The sequence below is a fragment of the Pseudoalteromonas rubra genome (assembly GCF_001482385.1).
Lineage (GTDB): Bacteria > Pseudomonadota > Gammaproteobacteria > Enterobacterales > Alteromonadaceae > Pseudoalteromonas > Pseudoalteromonas ardens.
In genome coordinates this window covers 3,445,195-3,465,558 of record NZ_CP013611.1, presented here as the reverse complement: position 1 = coordinate 3,465,558, position 20,364 = coordinate 3,445,195, and the positions used below count along the sequence as shown (strand labels likewise).

The following is a 20,364-nucleotide window of genomic DNA, read 5'->3' as shown; positions in this document are numbered from 1 at the left end:
CTCATAAACCATGATGCAACTCCCCGATATTGCGACCCATTTTGAGCCAGACAGCCAGAGCCCGCTAAAGTGGGTTGGAATGGAAAAAATAGCACTACCCATGCAGGTGCGCTGCGATCAGACCAGCGTCAACATCAACACTCTGATGGACGTTTTTGTCAGCCTGGATACTGGCGCAAAAGGCATTCATATGTCACGTCTTTACTTGCTCGCCAACGAAGCATTGGTAGGGACTGAACTCACTTTCGCACAGCTCGATAAGGTGCTCAAAGAGATAGTCGCATCCCAGCAAGGTCTCAGTCAGTCTGCCAAGTTAGTACTGAAGTTCGAGCTACCACTGAACAGACCGGCTCTGAAAAGCAACTACAGCGGCTACAATGCTTATCCAATAGAATTGCACTGTGAGCACCTTGAAGGTAAAACCCACTGCAAGCTCATCAGCACAATTACCTACAGCAGTACCTGCCCTTGCTCAGCGGCGTTGTCTCGTCAGTTACTGAGCGACACGGTCGAGCAGCAGTTTGTCGATCAGGACAACATAGACAAAGCGCAGTTACTGGCATGGCTCAAAGGACCACAGGGGTCAGTCGCAACGCCGCACAGCCAGCGCTCTTTCGCTTACATTGAAGCCGATCTAGCTGGCGGTCACTTGCCCGATCTGGCGCACTGGCTTTCATTGTTTGAGGAAACGCTGGCAACGCCAGTTCAAACGGCGGTTAAGCGTGAAGATGAGCAAGCGTTTGCAGCACTGAATGCAAAAAACCTGATGTTTTGTGAAGACGCTGCAAGGCGTATTAAAGCAACACTGGAATCAATCACAGAAGTCACAGACTACCAGTTTAAAGTAGAGCATCAGGAAAGCCTGCATGCGCACAATGCTGTGGTGTACGACCGTAAATCTTAATGCCATAGTGCACCCACGTAACAGGTTACGTGGGTGTTTATCGCTACTGGATGCGGGTAAACGTCATTTCCCAGTTGGTCTCCCAATGTTCACCACCGTCTTTAGAAAATGCCTGTGCCCAGGTTGGTTGTTCCGGGTTCGTGGCATCCCAAATAAAGCGTACCTTGATAGCCTGACCATGATACTCCTCGTCGGCATAAAAACGCCCGATGCCATCGGTGAACGCACCCACCACCGGCGTATCCAGCATGCCCGGATTACGCCCATCCAGCCACCAAATAGACCACTGGCCGGTGCTCGCATTGAATGAACGAATTGCCTTGGCTCTGACAGATCCCTCTGGAAAATGCAGGTGGTTATCTTCTACATTGCCAAATCCGCCGAGCGTGTTGAGTGTTGATGACTCCCCTTTAAACTCGATCCACTCGTCTCCCCCATTCAGTATATCTTTTATACGGCGGTGCTGTACTGACCACTGGCCAACCATAAAATCGAAGTCGCCGGGTGCGCCAGGTGCATTGCTTTCAAGCATAATAATCCTTTGTTTTATTATCATAATCGAGCGTTACTCTAGCATTTGAACTGTATAAGTAAACAGTATTTTCACGACAAAAACTCGACATTTTCAGACATGACAGGAGTCGGTTTTAGTCTGTTTGCTAAGGTCATTAAGCGACCAATAGGCCAAATAAGCACTTCACTTTGACCACTTAGCTCGCATTCCCCCTCACACAGGCTCTGCACGTCACTACATGCCTGACAGCTAATCTACTTCGTCCGGTCAATCAGTGCGTTTTTTTCTGGGTAGTGCTGTACCAGGGCGGTAAATGAGGCAGTAACAGAATGCTTGGTGTATCACTCACTCTTCGAATTGAAGCTGATTGATTTACGCAGCTAAATGATAGTATTGGCGTTTGATGTGACACCTGGCTGTTAAAAGCGACATTTCCTAGACATAAATTCAACACCAAAATTAACATTTACTTAATCAGGTAAGCCAGTAACCCCCAGACTGGAGGCGGACTTTTGTCTGCTTGTTTTTTCCGTTCAACGGGGTATTGTGAAGAATTCATAAAAACGTATGGGAATGAGGATATGAGTATAGTATTAACCACCCAGTGTCGTGATGATGTGGGATTGATCGCCAAAATAACCGGGCTATGTTTTGAGCATAATCTGAATATCGTCCGCAACAACGAGTTTGTGGATAAAGCAGGTGAGTGCTTTTTTATGCGTACAGAATTGACAGGAACGGTCAGCGACGCATTTTTACCACAGCTACGTAGCGTGCTGCCAGACGGTGCACAAGTACATTTACATGGCAATGAGAAAACCAAAGTCGTCCTGCTTGCCACCAAAGAAGCCCATTGCCTGGGTGGTATGCTGCTAAAACAATACGAAAATGCTTTTAACGTTGAGATCCAGGCGGTGATCGCCAACTATGATACGCTTAAGCCACTGGTAGAAGGTTTTGGCGTGCCTTTTCATCTGGTCTCTCATCAGGGCCTCACGCGGGAACAACATGACGATGCCATGGCCAAAGTCATCGAGCAATATCAGCCTGATTTTATCGGTCTGGCCAAGTATATGCGGGTGCTTAGCCCCGGCTTTGTATCACGCTTTAGTAATCAGATCATCAATATTCACCACTCCTTTTTACCGGCATTTATCGGCGCAAAACCGTATCACCAGGCCTTTGAGCGAGGGGTAAAAATCATTGGTGCAACGGCACATTTCGTCAATGATGAGTTGGACGAAGGCCCAATCATCATGCAGGATGTCACTCAGGTGAGTCATGCCGATAGCGCTGAAGCCATGGCTAAAATGGGTCGGGATATTGAGAAAGTGGTATTCTGCAAAGCCATTGGGCTGGCAGCAGAGCATAAACTGTTTATCAACGGCAACAAAACCGTTGTATTTGCCTGACACACAACACAACGCCAGCATCCTGGGCTGGCGTTTGGTACGCTCCGGGCTAGCCGTTAACTCGGACTTTCAACCGGTTCCAGTTGCAACTTAGCCGCAATTAACACCGCCTGTGTCCGATTGTAGACACCCAGCTTACGGAATATCGCGGTAATATGCGCCTTGACCGTCGCTTCTGAAATATTCAGTTCATAGGCGATTTGCTTGTTGAGTAAGCCTTCGTGCAGATATTGCAGGACCTTGTACTGCTGAGGTGTCAAAGAGGCAATTTGCTGTGCCAGCTGTTTGTCTTCGCCGTCAAGTTCGGCAATCTGATCTTTCAGGCTAACAGGCAACCAGACATCCCCTTCGAGCACCTGGTTCAGTGCTTCAACAATCTCCTGCGACGACGAGGCCTTGGGAATAAAACCCATGGCACCGTAACCCATTACTTTGGAGATCACGGTCAAATCTTCACTGCCCGACACCACCACTATGGGCAAACTCGGGTAATCTTCACGGATCCTGATCAGGCCATATAAATCACCATTGCCTGGCATATGTAAATCCAACAACAGCAGATCCAGCTCGTCCTGTTCGGATAATTGTTGCAAGGTTTGCTCGAAGTTTTCAGATTCGAAAATCTCTAACCCGTCAAACTGATTCTGCAGTGCCCCCTTTAATGCTTCGCGAAACAGAGGGTGATCGTCCGCAATTAAAAACTGGTTCATGCTTGGCTCCTAAAAAATCGGCTGTCATTTCGACAGCCGATATAGTAGGTCAATATTTTGTCATAATTCAAGCGATTAACGCTAAATTAACGGTTTAGTCTGTTTTCGATCAATTCATCGACCACACTCGGGTCGGCCAAAGTCGAGGTATCGCCCAATTGTTGATACTCATTGGCTGCAATCTTACGCAAAATACGGCGCATGATCTTACCAGAACGCGTTTTAGGCAAACCAGGTGACCATTGGATCATATCTGGTGACGCAATCGGGCTGAGCTCTTTACGCACCCAGTTACGTACTTCTTTGGTCAGCTCGTCTGTGACAGCAACCCCTTCGTTTGGCGTCACGTACACATAAATCCCCTGGCCCTTAATGTCATGGGGATAACCCACAACTGCCGCTTCTGCGACTGCTTCGTGTGCAACCAGAGCACTTTCAATCTCAGCAGTGCCCAGACGGTGACCCGACACATTGAGTACATCATCCACACGACCAGTGATCCAGTAATAGCCATCTTCATCGCGACGACAGCCATCCCCTGTGAAATACACACCCGGGTAGGCCGAGAAGTAAGTTTGCTCGAAACGTTCATGATCACCATACACTGTGCGAGCCTGCGAAGGCCAGCTGTCCAGGATCACCAGGTTCCCTTCCGTCGCACCTTGCAGTGTGTTGCCTTCTGCATCGAACAAGGCTGGCGCAATACCAAAGAATGGACGGGTTGCCGACCCCGGCTTCATATCCGTGGCGCCCGGCAACGGCGTGATCATGATGCCACCGGTTTCAGTCTGCCACCAAGTATCCACGATGGGACACTGGCTGTTACCAATCTTCTCGTAGTACCAACTCCAGGCTTCCGGGTTAATTGGCTCACCCACAGATCCCATAATACGCAAACTGGTGCGTTTTGAGCTGGCAATTGGCTCATCGCCTTTCGCCATTAAGGCACGGATAGCAGTCGGTGCTGTATACAGGATGGTGACATTGTGCTTATCCACAACTTCACCAATACGTCCTGAACTTGGATAAGTCGGGACACCTTCAAAAATCACCTGAGTGCAGCCATTTACTAGCGGGCCATAAGCCATATAGCTGTGGCCGGTGATCCAACCTACATCGGCAGTACACCAGTAAACATCGTCGGCTTTAACATCAAACACATACTCGTGTGTCATGGATGAATAAACCAGATAACCACCTGTCGTATGCACCACCCCTTTTGGCTGGCCGGTTGAACCAGAGGTATAAAGGATAAACAAAGGATCTTCCGCGTTCATTGGCTCTGGCTCACATTCACTGGCGACATCAGCCACCAACTCATGCCACCAGACATCGTGCGCTTGCCATTCCACTTCACCACCGGTGAGCTGATGCACAACCACATGTTCAATACTAACACCGTCCTGACTGACCGCTTCGTCTACATTCGCCTTAAGCGGCACACAATTGCCACCACGACGGCCTTCATCTGACGTGATCACCACTTTTGCACCCGAATCTTTGATCCGATCTGCAATCGCCGAAGGTGAGAAGCCACCGAACACAACCGAATGAATAGCACCGATACGGGCACACGCCTGCATGGCGTAAATTGCCTGTGGCGTCATGGGCATATAGATGGCAACACGGTCGCCTTTTTGTACACCCAACTTCTTCAGGCCATTGGCCAGTTTTGCCACTTCGTCGTGCAGTTGCTGGAAGGTGATGTGCTCACTTTGCGTTGGGTCGTCGCCTTCCCAGATCAGTGCGACTTTGTCGGCATTGTCTTTCAAATGACGGTCAATACAGTTGTAGGAAGCATTCAGCACGCCATCCTCATACCATTTGATACTGATATGGCCTTTATCGAACGACGTATTCTTTACTTTGCTGTAAGGGGTAAACCAGTCAAGGCGCTTACCATGCTCCGCCCAAAACGCCTGAGGATCGTCAATGGATTCTTGGTATAGCTTTGTATATTGATCGTTATCTACCAGCGCTGCGTTCCTGATGGCTTCAGGAACCGGATAAATGCTCTGTGACATAGTCATCTCCATGTTGATTTTTGGCCAGACGGCGATGCACCAAGGATCGCCCACTCTTTTTATATTAAGTATTAGACCTTAGTTGTACTTGCACCTGTATTGCAAACATAGTAGACAAACCTGGCACTTCTGCAGATGTACGACAGTCGCAAGATATACAATACAGAGTCGTTTCCCGCTGGCATCCCACCTTAGTCGTATAGACCAAAGGTTAATTGAGTAAAAAGCCGTCATCAACAACATTGAAGAACACGAAGCACATTCGCTGACCTCACCCCGGATTTGTCTGCGCAATCCGGAGCAATGTATACAGGAATTCAACTATGACAACAGCAAAGAAAAATAACTTAACGCTTAGTGCCCTGGCCGTGCAAACCGCGTTACTTGGCGGCCTGCTCACAGCCAGTGCCAATGCGGCTGAGCTGGGCAGTACTGAAGTAAAATATGGTGGATACATTAAGCTGGATGCTATCTGGAGTGACTTTTCCGATGGCAGTTTAGGCTCACAGCATATTGGCCGGGATTTCTATGTGCCTGGTACCACCCCTGTTAGTGGCGGCGAACCTAAAGATGCGGTATTTGATATGCATGCCCGTCAGTCGCGCTTCAACCTGTCTACAGATACAAAACTGGATGATGGCAGCAGTATTAAAACTAAAATTGAGCTGGATTTTATCGCCTCAACCGGCGGCAACGAACGAGTGACTAACTCTTACTCACCGCGGATCCGCCAGGCTTATGTGACCTACAAAGGCTGGTTGTTTGGCCAGGCCTGGTCTAACTTCCAAAATGTTAGCGCCCTGCCGGAAACCCTGGACTTTGTCGGCCCAGCAGATGGCACCGTGTTCGTCCGCCAGGCCATGGCCAAGTACACCATTGGTAACTGGTCTTTTTCTGCGGAAAACCCGGAAAGTACCATTACCTCTGAAGGTGGCGCACGGGTGGTGACCGACGACGCCAGTATGCCTGATTTTACCGCGCGATATACCTATAAAGCGGACTGGGGGCACCTGGTGGTTGCTGCCTTAGGTCGCGAACTGACCTATAAAGTCGCCACGGCTGATGAAAGCGAGACCTCGTTCGGGATCAGCGCGTCTGGTCGTGTCAATTTTGGTAAGAGCAACCTTAAATTTATGCTGACACAAGGCCAGGGCCTGGGTCGCTATGTGGGCCTCAATGCAGCACATGGTGCGGTCTATGATGGCAAAGAGCTGCATGCGATTGATTCAACCTCGGGCTTTGTTGCTTATCAGCATTACTGGAACCCGCAATGGCGCTCAACCTTCCTTTACTCCTTCTTCTCAGCTGATAATGATAAAGATCTCTTGGGCGTCACGGTAGACCCCACAGAGTCTACCACCAGCTATAGTGCGAATATTCTCTACTCACCAGTTAAAAAGCTCACCTTTGGTGCAGAATATAAAGTCGCGACACGTGAAACTGAGAGTGGCGCAGAAGGCGATCTGGACCGACTCCAGTTCTCCGTAAAGTATGTTTTTTAATACCAATTTGCTTAATTAAGTGTTCTATTTTGAAGCGAGAAAATAGGGTCGATAACAAGGCAAAAATTTGTGAACTTATGTCTAAGGTATAAGGCTCTAAATGAGAAATTTTTAACGCCCTTAGCGTCCTATTTACTCCTTCAAATTGAACAGGTATTAAGTGAAATTGGTATAAACTCCCGCAACAAAAAGCCCGCGTGATGCGGGCTTTTTATTTTTAAACTGTGTATGCAGAGCTTACAAGGTTGCTTTTCGCTCGTTGTAATACTCAATCAGCTTATCAACTGCTTCCTGACAGTATTCTCGTACGCCCGCAACCACCATGTGCTTTTCACCCTGACCGACCTGCTCATCACCGTGGAACAGATTAAATCGCAGGACGATTTTGCCGCGTTTACCTTCAAAGGAGAACTCAGGCTCCGCCGGTTCAAGAGTCACCGACTCAATGTCCAGCTTATCCAGGTGAATCGACATTGATTCGTAGATCACCATAGGGCGCGCCGGGTTGATCATCACGTCTTGCTTGCCCATCAATGGAATAATCACATGCGGGAAAGTCGTCCCCGAGAACTCAACGTAGTTACGGATCAGGCTGCTGGTCAGGCTGTCACATTGTTTGATTTCACCATTGCGTTTCACCGACAGCATGACCTTGCCTTCTGAGGTGATATCAAACGCATCACTCAGCGGTGGAAACTGCAGACGACTGGTTTCATCCACCATGCCGACAAAATCAAAATGCATATTCTCACTCACACCGTAGCGTTCCAGGACTAGTGAGAACAGCAGATCACCCGGTACACAGAATTTTTTAGCATCAACATCGTGCAAAGGGTTAAAGTCATCCGCTACTTGTTTAGCGAACTGACTGGCCTGCTCGCGGCTAATTGCCACGCTATCCATTTCTTGCTGGTAATAAGGAGTTAGCATAATTCACTTCTGTATTGCGTTAAAACCGCACTATGTTAGCAGAATTATGACCCACAGAGGTCATATCTGTTTAAGTTTCCTTAAAAAGACGTTTTTATCTGTTAAAAGTTTAGTAATTGCAACAAGTTAACAAAATCAAAATAAAGCCATAAGAGGCTCATACCCCCACGTCAGCAACAACACCACACTGAGTACAACAAAAATGCCATATGCCAGCAAACCACTGCGCATCGCCGGCGCTGATGCGACTGGCTCAGTTGTTTTACCGGTGAGCAGCGGCTTAACGAGATTTTTGCCTCTCAGACGATAGAGGACAATCGCACTAATATGCACGACAATGGCAATCAGCAAAATGTCGATATTGGTATGATGAATATCACCCGCCAACTCTGCCCAACTATAAGGCACATATGAAACCAGTGGCCCTTCAACCAAAATATCGTCGGTGGTGAATAATCCCGAGATCAGCTGCACCATGATCAACACAAAAAATGCCAGCACCATGAGGCTGCCTGCCGGATTATGACCAACAAACGGGGCAGAAGATTTTACCGAAGCAAGCACCGCTTTTGGTGAATGGAATAAGCTGCTGAGCTTTGCCGTCTGACTCCCGAACAGGCCCCAAATCAAACGCGTCGCCATCAGTGCCAGTAACAAGTAGCCTGTTACAAAGTGGATTTCCAGCCAACCTTCTTCACCACTGAAATACAGCACCGCAATGCCAATGACCAGTAGCCAGTGAAAGCCACGTATGAATCCGTCCCAAACTTTAGTTGCCATGCTATTTACCCCGCGTGATATTGGTTACAACCCCCGCAGGGTATCACAGCCGGGAAAAATACGTGAATTCAGGGCGAAGATTTGCGCTCATCGCCCCGAACAGTGAGATTAATATGAGAGATTTTGAGGTTACAGGCACGCAGCCACAATGGCGCGTGATTTGCTCAGATCAACCTGCTGATGCTCTCCCAGTGCAACCATGCCATGACGCTCCAGCTGAGCGACGATTTTATCCACCGCCTCTTCACCGACACCATAGTCACTAAGACGTGTTTTCATGCCCAACGACTGGAAGAAAGCTTCGGTTTTCTCAATCGCCTGATCAATCGCCTGTGTTTCATCACTAATATCCAGCCCTAACACACGCTCTGCGTATTGCAGCAATTTGCCTTGTTTACTGTCACGTTGTTCATGCATTACGCGTGGTAAAACAATGGCCAGAGTCTGAGCATGGTCCAATCCATAAACGGCTGTCAATTCATGGCCAATCATATGAGTTGCCCAGTCATGCGGTACCCCTGAACCTATCAGCCCATTCAGAGCCATGGTCGCTGACCACATCACATTAGCGCGGACTTTATAGTCCACCTCGTCTGAGAAGAGCTTCGGGCCGTCTTCCATTAAAGTCAACAACAGGCCTTCTGCAAAACGGTCTTGTACTTTCGCATCAATGGGGTAAGTCAGATACTGCTCCATCACATGTACAAACGGATCGACCACACCATTGATCAACTGACGCTCAGGCAGGGAGCTCATAACCGTGGGGTCCAGCACCGCGAACTTAGGCTGTACTTGCGGTGAAGCAAACGGCAGTTTGTCGTTGGTTTCTTTATTAGAGACCACACTAAAACTGTTCGATTCAGAGCCGGTTGCAGGTAAGGTCAGCACGACACCTAAATCCAGGGCAGATTCGATTTGCGCCCCTTTGGCCAGAATGTCCCAGGGCTCACCATTAAACTCAGCCGCCGCCGCAATAAACTTACTGCCATCAATGACCGAGCCACCGCCAACGGCGAGCAAATAGGTATATCCTTGTTGACGAATGACCTCAACCGCCTGCATACAGGTCTGATAGCTGGGGTTTGGCTCGATACCACTGAACTCGCCCCAGTGATGATTAGCCAGCGCATCACTTACCTGCTGGTATATGCCATTGCTTTTAATGCTGCCACCACCATAGATGACCAACACTTTCGCGTCAGCAGGAATACTGTCCGACATAGCGGCAATCTGACCTTCTCCAAAGAGGATCTGCGTTGGGTTATGAAAACTGAAATTCAGCATGCTTTGTTCCTGTTAGTTTGTGACTCGATATAAAACGACTCTCAGTCTAGCCTGACAGACTGTCATGATCATTAGTTCACTGGCAAATTAATTTTGCCATGCTGCAACAATAACAATATTATATTAATCTTACTTGCACTGGAGAAATAAAAATGTGGCAAGGGCTGGATATCTTTCTCGCCGTCGTTGAGCAGGGCAGTTTCAGTAAAGCCGCTCAGGCACTGGATGTATCAACTTCACATGTGAGCCGCCAGATCCAACAACTGGAGCAGCGGCTGGGCACTTTGCTGCTGCAACGTACCACACGCAGCATTAACCTGACCGACGCAGGTAAGCATTACGCAGCCAAACTCAAACTGATCCAGCAAGAACTCAGCGACGCCAATGATCAGCTGTTAGGTGGTCAGCAAATACCGAAAGGGCATATTCGCATTACCGGTGCCGGGGATTTTGTCGCCAATACGGTTGCCCCAGTGATTGCCGAGTTTTGCCTTCAGTATCCGGAAGTGACAGTTGAAATTGATTTCAACAACCGCAACGTTGACCTGGTTGAAGATGGCTTTGATCTGGCGATCCGCTTTGGCCGCATGCGCGACTCCAGTCTCATCGCCCGTAAGCTGACACCCCGACCAATGACCCTGGCTGCCAGCCCTCGTTACCTTGATGCTCACTCTGCCCCCACTCACCCCCATGAACTGGCTCAGCATAATTGCCTGCTGGCTGCAAATAATCGATGGCGCTTTATCATTGATGGCGAGATTGAAGAAGTCAAAATCAACGGCAACTGGCGGACGAATCACCCACATGCCCTGTTACAGGCCTGCCTGCAAGGACTGGGGATCTCCCATCTGGCACGCGACATTGTCGAACCGCATCTCACCTCAGGTGCACTGATCAGCCTGCTGGATGAATTTCAGGTCACCGACAACGCCTCCTGGCTGGTTTATCCACGCAAAGATCTCATGCCCTATCGCGTGCGCTTGCTCATCGACTTTCTCTTAGACCGGTTTCACTCCACATAGACAAGCTTTGACTGAATAAAACTTGATCTATGTGGCCTGTTACTCTAGATTATATCGCACACGACATAATCTCAAGAGATTTAAAATGACAAAACTATATGAGTTCAGTGCAAATACGCTGCAAGGGCAACCGTTTGAGTTTAGCAGCCTGCAAGGCCGAGTCGTGCTGGTTGTTAATACTGCCAGTCAGTGCGGATTGACCCCACAATATGAGGGGCTTCAGGCGCTGCATGAGCAATACGGCTCGCAGGGCCTAAGCATAATTGGCTTTCCCTGTAACCAGTTTGGCCAGCAGGAGCCCGGCAGTGCCACCGAGATACAGCAAGGCTGCCTGATCAACTATGGCGTGGATTTTCAGATGATGGAAAAAATCGACGTGAATGGTGCGCAGGCACACCCGCTGTATGCTTATCTCAAAGACGCTCTGCCCGGCCTGTTTGGTAATAAAATTAAGTGGAACTTTACTAAATTCCTGCTGGGCAAAGATGGCCAGCCATTAGCACGCTATGCGCCAACAACAAAACCTGAGAAAATAAGTAAAGACATTGAAAAAGCATTAAGCGCATAAAATGAAAGAACAGCCCTCGGAACTGCGTCTGGACAATCAACTGTGTTTTAGCCTGTATGCCGCATCGCGGCAGGTCACCCGGCTTTATCAACCGCTGTTGAAGGCGCGCGGCCTGACGTATCCGCAATATATTGTACTGATGATCCTCTGGCAGCAAGATGGGTTACTGGTGGGAGAAATTGGCAAGCGCGCGCAACTCAACAGCAACACACTCACGCCACTGCTTAAACGGCTGGCTCAGCAAGCATTAGTCACGCGGGAGCGCTCAGAACGTGATGAGCGTCAGTGCCATATTTATCTCACAGAAAAAGGCAAAGCACTGGAAGCTGACTGTAGCTGCATTCCCCAACAAATGCTGGCACAAACCAAAATGCCACTGGCAGATCTGCAACAGCTCAAGACACTCCTGGATGGCTTTTTAACGAGTCAGTTAGATGTTGATTAGCCATAAAAAAGGCTGAACCTCAGTTCAGCCTTCTATTCCAACTCATTTCATTATCCCGTCAACCTTGAGGGCATAATGTAAGTTGTTCGCCGTTATCCTATGCTTGGGTATTCACGGTATGCTTTTTCCAGCTTCTTCGCTTGCTTCTTAGACACACTCAGGTGATTCAATGCCACCCGTAAGCGCGCACGAGACAGGTCAGATCCCAGGATCTCCATAGCATCCACCACAGAGGTCGACGAGGTTTTGCCGGTAATGGCAACGAAGATTGGCTCAAGGAAATCTTTGATCTTCAACTCATGGAAAGTCGCCACCGATTTAGCGACGGCGAAAATCTCGCTCTTGTTCCACTGACGTAGCTTGTCCAGCTCCCAGATAAAGAACTGTAGTGCCTGACGCACGGTGTCTTCTTCTACTTTACCTGCGGTCAATAAAGCCGGATCATACTCAGGGATCCCACCAACAAAGTGACCCGCCAGGCCAACCAGATCTGACAAAGTATTAATGCGAGTTTTCGCTTCTGGCAGCACACGTGCCAGCATCTGGCCATTGAGCTTCCAGTCAACAAAGCGTTCAATCAGCTGTTCATCGCTAAGATCTTCACGGATCCACAGGCCATTTAGCCAGCTCAGCTTGTCGATATCAAACACCGGACCACCCAAAGACACGCGCTTCATGTCGAAGTGTTCAATCATCTCAGCCAGTGTAAATTTTTCACGCTCATCAGGCATAGACCAACCCATACGGCCCAGGTAATTCAATACCGCTTCTGGCAGGTAACCCATTTCTTTATAGTAGTTAATAGAAGTCGGGTTCTTACGCTTCGACAATTTCGACTTATCCGGGTTACGCAGTAATGGCAGGTGGCCAAGAACCGGTGCTTGCCAGCCAAAGTCTTCATACAGCTTTAGCAGTTTAGGCGCTGAGTTGATCCACTCTTCACCACGGAAGATATGGCTGATCTGCATATGGTGATCGTCAACCACGTTGGCCAGGAAGTAGGTTGGGAAGCCGTCCGCTTTCAGTAGTACCTGCATGTCGACATTTTCCCACGGGATCTCAATTTCACCACGCAGGTAGTCGTTAAATTTAAAGCTGCCCTCTTCTGGGATCATCATACGGATCACATAAGGTTTGCCCGCATCCAGGTTTGCCTGAATTTCTTCCTCAGTCAGTTTCAGGCCACGGCCATCATACTTAGGACGTAAACCCTCAGCCATTTGCTGCTCACGCATTTCGTCGAGCTCTTGAGCCGTTGCAAAACAGTAAAACGCCTTGCCTTCTTCCACCAGTTGATGGGCATATTTTTTATATAAGTCACTGCGCTCAGACTGACGGTAAGGACCAAAGTCACCGCCGACATCCGGTCCGTGATCCCACTCCAGGCCAAGCCAGCGCAGGCTGTCCATAATTGCTTGCTCTGACTCCGGGGTGCTTCTTTGCTGATCGGTATCTTCGATACGCAGAACAAATTCACCACCTTGCTGCTTGGCAAAACAGTAGTTGAATAACGCAATATAGGCTGTACCTAAGTGGGGATCGCCCGTCGGTGACGGTGCAACACGCGTGCGGATAGTCATGTTTTTTCTCTTAAATTGTGTCTAATGAGGTCATGGGACTAATGCTAGCATAGCCCCTTGTACGGGCAAACCGCTGACAGCCAGTTTGCCGAATGTCGTGATTAAGCAGCTTGCTCAAGCTTTTGTAAATAATCAACAATGTCGTTCGATTCATACAGCCAGGTTACCTGGTTCTGTTCTTCAATCCTCAAACAAGGCACTTTTATTCTGCCACCCTGCTCTTGCAGCTCCTGACGATATGCCTGATTGTTCTTAGCATCACGGGTTTCCAGTTTCAGGCCTTCCCGTTTGGCGGCACGACGTACCTTAACGCAGAACGGACACCCTTTGAATTGGTACAGTTTCAGATTGGCGGTTTGCGCATCCAACTTGGCTTGCGCCTCTGCCGGGCGCTTTTTACTGCGCGGGGTAAAGATAAAATCAAACAGTAAAATCAGGCTGCCAAGCAGCATACGGATTAATTTCATTGTCATACTCCAGAATTCTTGTGGCGCGTAGAATACCACAGAATTGCTGGAAAATTGGTACCGAATGACTTAAAAAAGTTCAATATCTGAGGTCGTAACCTGCAAAGAGACGCCCTCCAGCGTGCCATAAAAAATGACCCGATCCCGGCCATGTTGTTTGGCGTGATACAACGCCATATCGGCCTGATTAACCAGCTCGGACACTTGCATCACGTCCGTCACATCCGTAAAGCCAACACTCAGGGTTACCTGCCCCACCTGAGGAAACGTCACAGAACGGATCACGCCGCGTACGCGATCTAACAAAGATTGGGCTTCGCTATCATTGTGCGCCTGAAACAAGATTGCGAATTCTTCTCCTCCGTAGCGAAACACATAGTCCTCGGCCCGGAAATTCTCTTTCAGGTGCTGAGCGGTCAATAAAATCACTTCATCTCCTATCACATGACCAAAGGAGTCATTGACGCGCTTGAAATGGTCTATGTCGAACAAAGCCAGGTACCAGCGACGGGGATCCGGTTCATCACGGGGTTGCAAAAAGCCCTGGCCTGACGCGATTTCGAGGACTTTCTCATCAAAGGTCTGGCGATTGAGTAATTGAGATAAGGGGTCAATACGAGCCAGCGCCAGAGTATGCAACTGATGAAAAAACACATTCATCAGATGTGCAGTCAGATTGCAACTAGCCGGAGTTAACGCCTCATAGATCCACAGCAAGCCAATCATTTGATCGTCAAGCCGCAGCGGCATACAGGTGTAGGATTTACTGATGAGCACAGGTTTGCCCATACATAGTTGGACTTTCTCGAGCATCTCGTGCAGTGCCAAGGGTTTACTGACATGTTGCTGGTAAATTAGCTTTAGCGCTTCTTTGTGAGACAAGCTAGGGCGTATAAAAAAACTCAAGGGCTGTTCTGGCAGCAGCGACTGCAGAATGTCGCAAAACTGCTGATACAACGCTTGCTCTTCTTTTAGCTCTAACAAGCTAATGGTGTATTCGTGTCCGCAAGTGGAGGTAGTCACGTAATTGCCCGGTATTCAGACCCACCTTAAAGATTAGCGCTTATTTACCAGCTTTCAATCCTACCTGCAAAATAGGCCTGACCTGAGCCCGTGAATAACAGACTCAGCCAGGCAGCAAAGGCTAAAACTTAGAGTGAGCCGGCGTAGATATCCAGCAACACCAGATCGTCTCGATGCACCACTACATTAGACGCGGGATAACCCAAAACCAGGGGGATTTCACTACTATGCAGACGTTTGATTTGGTCCATTTCCTGATGATCAAAAGCGACTAGCCCCTTGGCAAGCAATTGGTTGTCAAGGTCACGTACTTCAATCACATCGCCCCGTGCAAACTCGCCACCGATAGCCACAATGCCCTTCGCCAACAAACTTGCCCCCTGATGCGCGATGGCAGCCACCGCACCGGGGTCACATTGCACATACCCTGTTGATTTAGGGCCTGACATGAGCCATTTTTTACGTCCCTCAAGCGGTGCACCAAAGCGTACAAATGTGGTGCTTTGTGCAGTACCCGCCATCACCTGTTCAATCACCTGAGGTTCTGCCCCTTTGGCAATGATGGTCTCGATCCCGGCCCGTTGTGCAGTACGTGCGGCTTCAAGCTTTGTATACATACCGCCCGTGCCCAACTTACTGCCCGCCCCACCCGCCAGCGCCATCAATGACTGATCAATAAACTCGACCTCAGAGATTAACGTGGCCTTGGGATTGCTGCGGGGATCCGCCGTGAACAGACCGGGTTGATCGGTCAGCAACATAAGCTTATCGGCGTTGGCCAGAATCGCCACCAGCGCAGATAAGTTATCATTATCACCTACTTTTATTTCTGATGTGGCAACGGCATCGTTCTCATTGACAATGGGGATCACCTGGTGTTTCAGCAACTGCGTTATGGTATCGCGGGCATTAAGGTAGCGCTCCCGATCTTCTACATCTGCGCGTGTTAGCAGTAGCTGTGCCACAGGCTGATCAAATAGCGCAAACAAAGACTGCCATAAGTGGATCAATTGACCCTGCCCAATGGCCGCCAGCATTTGTTTTTCTGCTATCGAAACGCCGACACTGTGCTCGACCGCATCTCTGCCCGCAGCCACAGCGCCACTGGACACCAATACGGGTAAATAACCCTGTTGTTTGAGTGCCATACACTGAGTGACAATATCGATCATACGTGGCTTGTTGAGCTTATCTGTACCGGCAGTAAGCACACTGGTCCCCAACTTAATCACGATAACCTTACTTTTCTTCATTCCTCATTCCTTCACTGTATAAATGACAGGCATTAAGCTTTGTTATATCACGAAGAGGAGTGCAAAAAAATGGCACTGCAAAAAAGGAGTTGGATCAAAGAAACGCCCGCATTAACTTGCGTTGTCGAGCCAACTCGTTTAAAAAGCCTGTGACGAAAAGTAATGAACAGGCTGGGATCATGAGCAAACCAAATAAAGAACTAAAAATGTTACCTTTACTCTTTGTAAGTATCGCTTTGTGTATTGGTGGCCACTTTATTTTACAGCCTAACTATCAGGACAGTCATATTGCAGAATATGCCTTAGCAGCGCTGCCTTTTCTGATGTTTGCGATTGTCATTATTGCCATCAGGATCGCCATTAAAGCAGACAAAGAAGAATAAAACGGGGCAGCGGCATCATCACAACTTATGGTAGCCAAACCACTGCGGAACGATGGGCTGGGACTGACCGCTGGGCGTCAGCTGAACATAGTGCTTGCCATCGATAAGATCCAACACCATACAGTCATCCACAGCATACAAATCATCCTTATGGCGCAATTCGGTATCAGGCAGTAATGTGTTCAGCGCCCGGTCTTTGGCCGCTTGTGCTGTTGGGGCGACAAACAAGCCAAATGCATGTTGCTCTGCCAGACTATCATGGCGATAACCACCCAGATTCACAAAATATAAATTGGGCTGTTGAAGGGGAGGCTCACTGACCAGGTCTATCTGATATCCATCGATATGTCTGAGCGCAACATAGCTGTCCATGTGTACTTTGTCTCTGTCACCAACCCATTGCTGCTTTAGCGCACCAAATGTGTCTTCAATACGTGTACCAACCACAAAACGAATGTCATGCATTTCAATGTGACAGCCACTCAAACGGCCGCCCAGATAAACCATAAATAACTGCATTATTGACCCTATAAAAAGAACAAATATCAGTTTATGTTACCACAGTCGTTTTTCCGTCTCAGTTCGATGTCTTTTTAAGACAAAATGCGGTATTGGTTGCTAAACAAATAAAATAACACAAGGAAACTCCCGCCATGATCCGGTTTATTTGTCTGGCCCTGACTTTGTACAGTGGGATCAGCATGGCTCAGTTTACACTGATACACAATGTCAACGGTTATACACCCACCCGCAGCGGCGCAGTAAAGACCTTTGCGACCTTAGTGATCAAGGATGGTAAAGTCGTCCGGATAGGTAACAAACAACTTGCAGTCCAATACCCAAAAGCCATTAAATTTGATGGGCAGGGTATGACCTTACTGCCAGGACTAGTTGACGCACATGGCCATATCATTGGCCTGGGCAATAATCTATCCCGACTCGATATTCGTGATGCCAACTCAGTAGAGCAGGTAGGTCAGCAACTTAAGGCGTTTAGCGCCCAAAATCCCAAAGGCTGGATCCTCGGCCGTGGCTGGGATCAAACACGCTGGACGCCTAATCGCTTTCCGACTGCGGCGGATCTGGACAAGTTTGTCAAAGACCGCCCAGTGGTCCTGACGCGAGTTGATGGCCATGCCATCTGGGTTAATAGTATGGCAATGTCATTGGCAGGCATTGATGCACAAACGGCCTCTCCTGCTGGCGGCGAGATCCTTCGTCACACATCCGGGGATCCAACTGGTATTTTTATCGACAAAGCAGAGAACCTTGTAAAAAAACACATCCCCCCCACATCCACAGCGCACCTTAATCGGGCTTTGAACAAAGCCGGTGAGCATTTACTCAGCCTGGGTATAACCAGCGCGCATGATGCAGGTATCGATAAACAAACCTGGAAACTTTACCAAAACCGCTCACAAAGCCAGACCTTACCGCTGCGTATCTATGCCATGCTCAGCGCCGCAGACCCTCAGCTGGACAGTATGTTAAAAGCGGGAGTGTACAAAGATAAGCGCGATATGCTGTCTATTCGTAGTGTTAAAATATACGCGGACGGTGCATTGGGTAGCCGCGGAGCTGCATTGCTGAAAGATTACAAAGACCGCCAGGGCTACCGAGGCCTGATGCTTGAACAGCCGCAGCACCTTGAACAATTAATAGCGCAGGCTGTAAAACACGGCTTTAGTGCGCATACGCATGCCATTGGCGACCGTGCCAACCGGCTGGTGCTGGACAGCTATGAAAGTGTCTTTAAAACCATCGGTGGTAAATTGTTAAGAAACCGAATAGAGCATGCACAAATTGTTGAACCGGGTGACATACCGAGATTTAAGGCCCTGGATATCATTCCCTCAATGCAACCCGTACATGCTACCTCGGATATGCACATGGCAGAGCAAAGGCTCACCAATGAGCAGCTCAAAGGGGCCTATGCCTGGCAAACCTTTTTGCAACAAGGCAGTAAAGTGGCAGCAGGGTCAGATTTCCCGGTAGAGTTGGCCAACCCGTTTCATGGTTTACACGCGGCAATCACGCGCATGAATGCACAGCACCACCCGCAACAGGGCTGGCGCAATCATGAACGGCTGACACGAACACAGGCCTTACAGGCGTTTACGTTAGATGCTGCCTACGCCGCTTTTCAGGAGTTTAAACTGGGTAGTCTGGAGCAAGGCAAGTGGGCTGACTTTATTTTGTTGGATAAAGATTACTTTAAAGTGCCAGAACAGGAGATCAGAGACATCCAGGTCAAACAGACTTGGATTGCAGGTCAGCTGCGTTATTCACACGATTAAGCCTGTAACAGACAGCAACCAGGAGCGGCGCGACTTGCCGCTCATATGTAGATGCTTTTAGGAGGAAGCGTCGCTATCTGAACGGTGTAGCTTTGCCAGGTGATAAATATTCACAAGCGCCAATAACCCATTAGTTAATGCAACGGGCCAGGCGGTGATCATCACCCCATAGATGGTAAAGCAAATACACCCTGCGAGATTGAACCAACGTAACTTGACCACGTTGGACATCATGAGAGAGACGACTAAAAAAGCGGACGCAATGTAACCTAAAAGTTCCCAAGTCATTTGTTCTCTCCTCGCAGTTGAGTTAGCATTATTCAGTGTAGACACCAAGACTCAGAATGCAGGATAATAGCACGTGTCTAATTGGCGCTGGCTTGCATATAGCACACTGTCGTCATGCAAGCGACATTGAATAAAAAGGCTAACTCACTAAACCCCACAGAAATTAGGACCTGAAATAAGCTCTAACACGGGAACGGGGGTGAAAAGCACTTAGCCTCTCAATCGGGTGAGTTAGCATGAAACCGATGACACGCATGCTATCTTCATAACAAATTAATAAATAGGACAATTGTCCGAAGAGCCATCTAGATGTTTCAATATCATTTTTCAACCACCTTGGTGGAACAACTGCTCAGCTTCGCTGGTAATAGTTTTCAGCACACAAAAAAAGAAGTGCTCATTCATCAGGATGAACCACTCACAAAGCTGATCTTGGTGAGAAGTGGTACGGTGTCTTTTAGTTATGATGTGGGTAATGGCCGTCGCCTGCTATTAGGCCAGCTGGACTGCAACAACACCTTAATAGGTGAAATTGAAGCCTTGAATAATCAGCCATGTATTTACACGGTTACCTGTCTGAATAATGTGCAATATAACTTGATCGAGCTGAAACATTGGCGACAGCTGTTGCTCGCGCAACCCGAGTTGAGTTTATACACCGCACAAACTATTGCAGCAAAGTTTACAGAAAACCAAAAAATAAACCTCGACAAGCTATTGCTGCCACTAAGCTATAACATCGCCAAAGACTGTTTGCTCAGAGCCGAGAACAACCACCCTGCATTACTGCGAGCATACTCTACCGTCAGCGCAGAAGCTGAGCGTTTTGCAACCACAGAGCGCGCTTATCGCCGAGTCGTCAGTGAACTTGTTGAAAAAGGGTTAATAGTGAGAACATCTGAGGGACTAAAGCCTGTAGACATGGCTAAATTACAGGCATTTATCGATGCGTTTGCACAAATTTAATTACTTATAATG

At 48.5% G+C, this 20,364-nt stretch carries 21 protein-coding genes; 9 read left to right on the top strand and 12 right to left on the bottom strand.

What is annotated here, in order from left to right:
* The first annotated feature begins 10 nt into the window (after nt 1-10).
* Nucleotides 11-904, top strand: coding sequence for a GTP cyclohydrolase FolE2 (gene folE2 / locus AT705_RS15060; protein WP_058797193.1), 894 nt, complete (start codon nt 11-13; stop codon nt 902-904).
* A gap of 43 nt (nt 905-947) precedes the next feature.
* On the opposite strand, the gene AT705_RS15055 is transcribed toward folE2, so the two are convergent.
* Nucleotides 948-1,436, bottom strand: coding sequence for a DUF1579 domain-containing protein (locus tag AT705_RS15055; RefSeq protein ID WP_082669006.1), 489 nt, complete (start codon nt 1,434-1,436; stop codon nt 948-950).
* Nucleotides 1,437-1,999: 563 nt separating this feature from the next.
* Here AT705_RS15055 and purU point away from each other — a divergent pair.
* Nucleotides 2,000-2,830, top strand: a complete 831-nt coding sequence (purU, locus tag AT705_RS15050) for a formyltetrahydrofolate deformylase (RefSeq protein WP_058797191.1) — start codon at nt 2,000-2,002, stop codon at nt 2,828-2,830.
* A 56-nt stretch (nt 2,831-2,886) separates the two neighbouring features.
* On the opposite strand, the gene AT705_RS15045 is transcribed toward purU, so the two are convergent.
* Both AT705_RS15045 and acs read right to left on the bottom strand, forming a co-directional pair.
* A complete protein-coding gene (locus tag AT705_RS15045) occupies nt 2,887-3,540 on the bottom strand; it encodes a response regulator transcription factor (protein ID WP_058797190.1) in 654 nt (217 codons plus the stop codon).
* 86 nt (nt 3,541-3,626) lie between these two features.
* Nucleotides 3,627-5,564, bottom strand: coding sequence for an acetate--CoA ligase (gene acs / locus AT705_RS15040; RefSeq protein WP_058797189.1), 1,938 nt, complete (start codon nt 5,562-5,564; stop codon nt 3,627-3,629).
* Between the two features lie 323 nt (nt 5,565-5,887).
* On the opposite strand from acs, the gene AT705_RS15035 reads away from it, so the two are divergent.
* A complete protein-coding gene (locus AT705_RS15035) occupies nt 5,888-7,066 on the top strand; it encodes a DcaP family trimeric outer membrane transporter (RefSeq protein WP_058797188.1) in 1,179 nt (392 codons plus the stop codon).
* Between the two features lie 237 nt (nt 7,067-7,303).
* On the opposite strand, the gene AT705_RS15030 is transcribed toward AT705_RS15035, so the two are convergent.
* From AT705_RS15030 to AT705_RS15020, 3 genes are all read right to left on the bottom strand, one after another.
* Nucleotides 7,304-7,996 carry a DUF3581 family protein gene (locus AT705_RS15030; protein WP_058797187.1) on the bottom strand — a complete coding sequence of 231 codons (693 nt, stop codon included), beginning with the start codon at nt 7,994-7,996 and terminating at the stop codon, nt 7,304-7,306.
* A 135-nt stretch (nt 7,997-8,131) separates the two neighbouring features.
* Nucleotides 8,132-8,776 (bottom strand): cytochrome b/b6 domain-containing protein, encoded by a 645-nt coding sequence (locus tag AT705_RS15025; RefSeq protein WP_058797186.1) that lies wholly within the window; start codon nt 8,774-8,776, stop codon nt 8,132-8,134.
* A gap of 129 nt (nt 8,777-8,905) precedes the next feature.
* Nucleotides 8,906-10,060, bottom strand: a complete 1,155-nt coding sequence (locus tag AT705_RS15020; RefSeq protein WP_010383191.1) for an iron-containing alcohol dehydrogenase — start codon at nt 10,058-10,060, stop codon at nt 8,906-8,908.
* Nucleotides 10,061-10,212: 152 nt separating this feature from the next.
* On the opposite strand from AT705_RS15020, the gene AT705_RS15015 reads away from it, so the two are divergent.
* From AT705_RS15015 to AT705_RS15005, 3 genes are all read left to right on the top strand, one after another.
* Nucleotides 10,213-11,082, top strand: a complete 870-nt coding sequence (locus AT705_RS15015; RefSeq protein WP_058797185.1) for a LysR family transcriptional regulator — start codon at nt 10,213-10,215, stop codon at nt 11,080-11,082.
* 85 nt (nt 11,083-11,167) lie between these two features.
* A complete protein-coding gene (locus tag AT705_RS15010) occupies nt 11,168-11,650 on the top strand; it encodes a glutathione peroxidase (RefSeq protein ID WP_049864505.1) in 483 nt (160 codons plus the stop codon).
* A 1-nt stretch (nt 11,651) separates the two neighbouring features.
* A complete protein-coding gene (locus AT705_RS15005; protein ID WP_058797184.1) occupies nt 11,652-12,095 on the top strand; it encodes a MarR family winged helix-turn-helix transcriptional regulator in 444 nt (147 codons plus the stop codon).
* Nucleotides 12,096-12,187: 92 nt separating this feature from the next.
* On the opposite strand, the gene gltX is transcribed toward AT705_RS15005, so the two are convergent.
* The 4 genes from gltX to proB form a co-directional block, all read right to left on the bottom strand.
* On the bottom strand, nt 12,188-13,675 hold the full coding sequence (gene gltX / locus AT705_RS15000) for a glutamate--tRNA ligase (protein WP_058797183.1): 1,488 nt from the start codon (nt 13,673-13,675) through the stop codon (nt 12,188-12,190).
* Nucleotides 13,676-13,776: 101 nt separating this feature from the next.
* On the bottom strand, nt 13,777-14,142 hold the full coding sequence (locus tag AT705_RS14995; RefSeq protein WP_058797182.1) for a glutaredoxin family protein: 366 nt from the start codon (nt 14,140-14,142) through the stop codon (nt 13,777-13,779).
* 69 nt (nt 14,143-14,211) lie between these two features.
* Complete coding sequence (locus tag AT705_RS14990; protein ID WP_157576800.1) at nt 14,212-15,165, bottom strand: GGDEF domain-containing protein; 954 nt, start codon at nt 15,163-15,165, stop codon at nt 14,212-14,214.
* 128 nt (nt 15,166-15,293) lie between these two features.
* Nucleotides 15,294-16,418: a glutamate 5-kinase gene (proB, locus tag AT705_RS14985; protein ID WP_058797180.1), complete on the bottom strand. Its 1,125-nt coding sequence runs from the start codon at nt 16,416-16,418 to the stop codon at nt 15,294-15,296.
* Between the two features lie 179 nt (nt 16,419-16,597).
* Here proB and AT705_RS14980 point away from each other — a divergent pair, with 179 nt between their 5' ends.
* Complete coding sequence (locus AT705_RS14980) at nt 16,598-16,801, top strand: hypothetical protein (protein ID WP_010383207.1); 204 nt, start codon at nt 16,598-16,600, stop codon at nt 16,799-16,801.
* An 18-nt stretch (nt 16,802-16,819) separates the two neighbouring features.
* Here AT705_RS14980 and AT705_RS14975 read toward each other — a convergent pair whose 3' ends face one another.
* On the bottom strand, nt 16,820-17,320 hold the full coding sequence (locus AT705_RS14975; RefSeq protein ID WP_058797179.1) for a DUF1543 domain-containing protein: 501 nt from the start codon (nt 17,318-17,320) through the stop codon (nt 16,820-16,822).
* 134 nt (nt 17,321-17,454) lie between these two features.
* Between AT705_RS14975 and AT705_RS14970 the strand changes: the two genes are divergently transcribed.
* Nucleotides 17,455-19,098: an amidohydrolase gene (locus AT705_RS14970; RefSeq protein WP_058797178.1), complete on the top strand. Its 1,644-nt coding sequence runs from the start codon at nt 17,455-17,457 to the stop codon at nt 19,096-19,098.
* Nucleotides 19,099-19,155: 57 nt separating this feature from the next.
* On the opposite strand, the gene AT705_RS14965 is transcribed toward AT705_RS14970, so the two are convergent.
* The gene (locus AT705_RS14965) at nt 19,156-19,386 is read right to left on the bottom strand and encodes a YgjV family protein (RefSeq protein ID WP_058797177.1); all 231 of its coding nucleotides are present in this window, start codon (nt 19,384-19,386) and stop codon (nt 19,156-19,158) included.
* A 309-nt stretch (nt 19,387-19,695) separates the two neighbouring features.
* Between AT705_RS14965 and AT705_RS14960 the strand changes: the two genes are divergently transcribed.
* Complete coding sequence (locus AT705_RS14960) at nt 19,696-20,352, top strand: Crp/Fnr family transcriptional regulator (protein WP_058797176.1); 657 nt, start codon at nt 19,696-19,698, stop codon at nt 20,350-20,352.
* The last annotated feature ends 12 nt before the right edge of the window (nt 20,353-20,364 follow it).